At 30.8% G+C, this 4,773-nt stretch carries 7 protein-coding genes; 2 read left to right on the top strand and 5 right to left on the bottom strand.

The genetic code is table 11. The annotated features are described in order from the left end of the window. Positions 1-403: 403 nt before the first annotated feature. Together BKP35_RS08940 and BKP35_RS08935 are read left to right on the top strand one after the other, a co-directional pair. Positions 404-1,522, top strand: coding sequence for a tyrosine-type recombinase/integrase (locus BKP35_RS08940; protein ID WP_084031541.1), 1,119 nt, complete (start codon positions 404-406; stop codon positions 1,520-1,522). 204 nt (positions 1,523-1,726) lie between these two features. Next, positions 1,727-1,918, top strand: a complete 192-nt coding sequence (locus tag BKP35_RS08935) for a hypothetical protein (RefSeq protein WP_071313006.1) — start codon at positions 1,727-1,729, stop codon at positions 1,916-1,918. A gap of 634 nt (positions 1,919-2,552) precedes the next feature. Here the strand turns inward: BKP35_RS08935 and BKP35_RS19480 are convergent. From BKP35_RS19480 to BKP35_RS19840, 5 genes are all read right to left on the bottom strand, one after another. Beyond that, the gene (locus BKP35_RS19480) at positions 2,553-2,729 is read right to left on the bottom strand and encodes a hypothetical protein (protein ID WP_169819180.1); all 177 of its coding nucleotides are present in this window, start codon (positions 2,727-2,729) and stop codon (positions 2,553-2,555) included. Between the two features lie 139 nt (positions 2,730-2,868). Continuing rightward, complete coding sequence (locus BKP35_RS08930; RefSeq protein ID WP_071313005.1) at positions 2,869-3,276, bottom strand: hypothetical protein; 408 nt, start codon at positions 3,274-3,276, stop codon at positions 2,869-2,871. Positions 3,277-3,340: 64 nt separating this feature from the next. Further along, positions 3,341-3,652: a hypothetical protein gene (locus tag BKP35_RS08925; protein ID WP_071313004.1), complete on the bottom strand. Its 312-nt coding sequence runs from the start codon at positions 3,650-3,652 to the stop codon at positions 3,341-3,343. 382 nt (positions 3,653-4,034) lie between these two features. Further along, positions 4,035-4,487, bottom strand: a complete 453-nt coding sequence (locus tag BKP35_RS08920; RefSeq protein WP_071313003.1) for a hypothetical protein — start codon at positions 4,485-4,487, stop codon at positions 4,035-4,037. A 94-nt stretch (positions 4,488-4,581) separates the two neighbouring features. Next, positions 4,582-4,773 (bottom strand): hypothetical protein (locus BKP35_RS19840; RefSeq protein WP_211274616.1); only part of this gene is annotated, 192 nt, incomplete at its 5' end.

The raw sequence follows: 4,773 nt of genomic DNA, 5'->3' as shown, positions 1-4,773 counted from the left end.
TCATTATGAAGTCCTCCTTGGTTAACTAAGTTAGGGGTCATCTCGGTGCACGATTTGACACCCCGTATCATACCAGGAGGGCTCTTTTTTTTTCAAGTCCCCGAAAATCCTTCTAACAGGAATGCTCCTTTTTAAAAAATTATATGATATACATATATATGTATACTTTAATATGTTAACTAAATATTAGCAAATTTATACTACTAATACAACCCTTAATTTAAAAATAAAATATAAAATATTATACATTAGTAAATAACATGTAATAATATAAGATTTTTATAGGTTTTATGATTGTTACATTCATAATTTCAAAATATAATAGTTTATAAGATAGTAAATCAGAAAACAAGTCATTGGGTTTTTTTTACATAAAATTATGGGATAAAAAGGAAGTGGATGAATGTTTGAACTCAAATTAACAAATGGGAATTTTTTGAAGTTTTCTAATAGGGAATTTTGGAATGATGAAAATTTATTTTATAAGGTAGAAGAATTCGGTTTTCGAAATATCAATTGGAAAAATACGCCTATTGAAGTTTTGCTCTATTTATTTCTTCACGATCAACCAACGATCGGGCAAAAAAGAGCAGATAGCACAAAAAAAGAATATCTACGTGATTTAAACCAATTTATAAACTATATGTACGATAATGGAATTAGTCAAATCCATCTATTAACTCCAGAACATCTTTTGCAATATCAACGTTATCTAGAAAATAAATATAAAAAAACAACACTGCTGAGAAAAAGCTCTGTAATTAAACATTTCTTCCGCTATTTAGCAAATAAAAAGATTATACAAGAAGATATCACCGTTCAGATGAAAAGACCAAAAACAAAATTAAATGAATTAGTGAATAGAGATCTTTACGATCATGAAGTAGAGCAGCTTCTTGAATTCTTCAAAAAAAATGATTGGTTTGCTTATACTCTTTTTTTCTTATTAGTTACTACAGGAATGCGTATTAATGAACTATCTACGGCAAAATGGAGTGATATTCGATTTCAACCATCAGTTGGATATCACTTTTTAAAAGTGATAGGTAAAGGAGATAAAGAGCGTGATGTAATGATATTTGATGATGTACTGGAAGTGGTACTGGAGAACAGAAAAAGAAAATCATTAACTACAAAAATAGGGAAATTTGATGGTACTGCCTTTTTTCCAAAAGCTAACGGTAAACATTACAATACCACCTATCTTAGTAACGAATTTACACGTTTAGTTAGCTTGGCACCATTTGACTTCATTCAGGATCGTTTTAAAAAAGAGGAACAATCAGCAACAGAAGGTAAATTAATTCGTCACCGTATTACTCCTCATACGTGCCGGCATTATACAGCATCCTTTTTCAAGGAGAAAGGATTAGACTCTAAAACTATTCAAGATTTGCTTGGTCATTCTTCATTATTAACTACCGAGCGTTACTTAAGAAGAAATCGTACTATTGAAAATCATGCTGGAGTAAAATTAGGAGAAAGAAAATTTGAGAATTTATTTAGTAAATCATCCTTTTAGATACTACAAATGGGTAATGAAAAAATTTTATTACCCATTAATTAACTTATTTGATTACAGTCACAAGAATGTTGTACCATATCTGCAATAGCAACTTCCACAAAAATTCACACCTTTTGTCAGAATTTTCAAAAATATAGGCAAGCTTTGTAATTTTCATATAATATATTAATAAGAACAAAATAAAAATAGGGTGGTGTGCTAATGCCCCAAAAAAGAAAAGTCGATCACTTATTTTTAGCTTCTGCTATTTTCGTGATTGATAATTTATCAAATATAGAAGAGTTTCAAGATCAATATTTTGATCTGTATGAAATAAAAAAGCGTTCAATTTTGTACTTAGAAGAAAAAAATATTACCAATAAACTTGGACTGTACAAAAGTACAAGGTATTGACTCTTATGGTTTTATATACCATTATTGAACCAATTCGAGAACAATTTCACCTCCTTTTATTCCCAACCGATGATGGCCTCCAAACACTGCCGAGCCGACGCTTGAAAAAGTAGTTAGCGATTATCGAAATCCTAATCCTCTATACTGTCCGTCTCTAGAATATGCAAAAAAATTCTAAATCAACATTTCCCCGAAAAACCATTACAAGAAAAAGATTACATACCGAAAAAGCCTAGTAAACGAAAGAACTTAAAATCAATTTTTGTATCCAGTTACCTCGATGGCAGAAAACAACATCAGAATTTTTTGTGTTTATAAAATAAATTATTTCATTTACATTTTTGATAGAGTGATTACAGCCATAAGAATGTACCCTCTGCCATGTTTTTTACCAACCGTCGCCACGAAATTTACCACTCGTTGTCAATGCTTTTACCAATAAAAAAACAACTTAAAGGATTTTGAATTAGAAAAGCCTAATCCTTCTTATTTTTTACCGAGAAATTAGGCTTCTTCCGCAATCGGGTCAGAAGTTTAATGAACAGTATCGTTGTACTACGCAGTAAATGGATCTGTTGTTTTTTCGTAATTCTTCTTCAACATAAGCACTCGTTACTTCTTGAATAGTGAATTGCTACCCTTTTTTACTTTTTACAAATTGCACAAACCAATATAATGCTATCCAAGGTAGTAGATAACGAGTTGCCCATTCAATAAAGCCAACTACAAAAGCAAAGGCATCGTAATTTAAAAAGTTTAAAACTAAAAATAATAAGACCAGACCGACTGTACCATATAATGAATACTTCATTTATTTCTCTCCTCCCATATTTTACTGAAACCCTCAATACTGAAACAAAAGCTTCACCGCTGCTATTGTAGTAATGCCCTCCGTTACTTGAAGAGTGAAAAAATCGTATAAAATAAATCTGCTTTTAATAAATTCATATTTAATTTGCATTTAACATAAATCGCTCTTCTTTTCCGTACTCTCCTATTTCAACTTGAATTTCTTCATTCTCATATATTTTTCGTCCAGTTCTTCCTGACATATCTTCAATAATACCATTTTCATCTAAGACTTGATTACCATAAAAAGAACCACCATTTAAGTATATAAAAGTATAATGGATAGTTGTTCCAATAGCTTCCTCAAAATTATGACCAATATATTCGATTTTTATTTTACTCTGTTTCCCATTCTCACTTTGAGTAACTTCTTGACTTACTGTCCAGTTCTCACCTTCACCAGTAAATGTAAAAACTTCAGGTGAATTATTGTTTTGACAAGCAGGCAAAAACATAAAGATTATTGAAAATATTATGAGTGCTTTTAAATAAAACGTTTTCGCTTTCAAGTTAGTAACCTCCTAATTTCAGTAGCAAAATTTTATTCTTCCAGTCATAACACTATCGCACCCGTTACTGGAACAAATAATTTTTGTTTACTTTCTGTATTAAGAACCATGCCAACATTAGGTAAATAGGGTACAGTATAACGACCATTCCAATATAAGATAACCAAGATATAGTACCTATAAAAGCAGCCGTTGAGGTAATATGAAACCACCAAATACTACTTGCAAACAATAAAACACTCAAAGTAATTAAAACTATAAAACCTTTTAAATTACTATTCAATTTCCTTGAAAAATAAAAACCAATTAAACCCGACAGTAAAACTCCAACCAATAAAAGTCCAAAATACACACTTATAATAGTAGGTAAATCCATGTTTTTGCCCCCTTTAACTATTATTTCTTTCTTCAAGTATTCTACCAGTTACTTGAATAAGAGAAAGCATTATCGCTGTTCCAGTAACGCATTCGTTTGTTGAATAAAGCTATTTCTTTCTTTTTAGTAATCTTATAATTCCAAAAACTATAATAATAATTGCAGTCGGTAGAGTATACGTAAGACTTATTGGAGTTAAAAAACCTAAAAAGAATATAACAATACCCAATAAAATTAATCCAATTGCCACTTTAATTCCCCCAGTTCTCTAGATGTACAACTCTAAAAATCACAACATACTTCGTTTATGGCACAACAACAGCGATGCTTATGGTGTTATCGCATTCGTTTGTTTAAGTGCACTTATTCACAATCTCGAAGTTTAGCTCCCGTGATTTTCAAGATAAGTTCTTAACCTCTCCTCTTCGATTGGTCCATTTAAGACCTTGTAAAAATTTAGATTTAACCAAATAAAATCAGTTTCAAAAACATCTAATATTATTGCTCCTGAATTTTTTTGGATACGCATCTCGAAAGTTGTATATATTTTTTTGTCATTATGCTGATTTTGAAACTCATTTTGGCTGATTCTTTTCACTTGGTATTGATTAAAGACCTGTAATAATTCGTCTACATGTTGAATCTCCTCTGTCCACATATTTCCTTCAGGTGTAACAATCCTCATATTAACAAAATCAGATGAGTTAACATTTATTAAATCAGCTAAGTTTCGTTCACGATAATCGTTAAACAATTTCAATGTGAAAAGAGCTATCAACACAACAAGAATTCCTGCTATTAGCTTGAATTTATTTGTTTTTATTTTCTCTAACATATTTCTATCCCCCAATCTTTACTATTTTAAATTAACCTGCTCAATACTAAAAGAAAGCGCCACTGTCACTGTTCCAGTAACGCACTCCGTTTGTTTAATAAGCAAAACGCCTATCTGCGTCTAGTATTTTATCAAGAATTATTATCCAATTTTCATTTTTTACTGAATAATCCCAATTTTCATAATCCACGAATATCTCTTTATACCTTTCTGTTACTGACTGCACTTGTCGAAACGTTATTAAGTGTTCAGCATTTAGTGAGATTACTCCCTCCGTCTCGGCTAC

Origin of the sequence: Anaerobacillus arseniciselenatis (genome assembly GCF_001865995.1) — a bacterium.
In the GTDB taxonomy this organism is placed as follows: Bacteria; Bacillota; Bacilli; order Bacillales; family Anaerobacillaceae; genus Anaerobacillus; species Anaerobacillus arseniciselenatis.
Note: the sequence above shows the minus strand (reverse complement) of the source record. Positions and strands in the feature narration are given on the sequence as shown.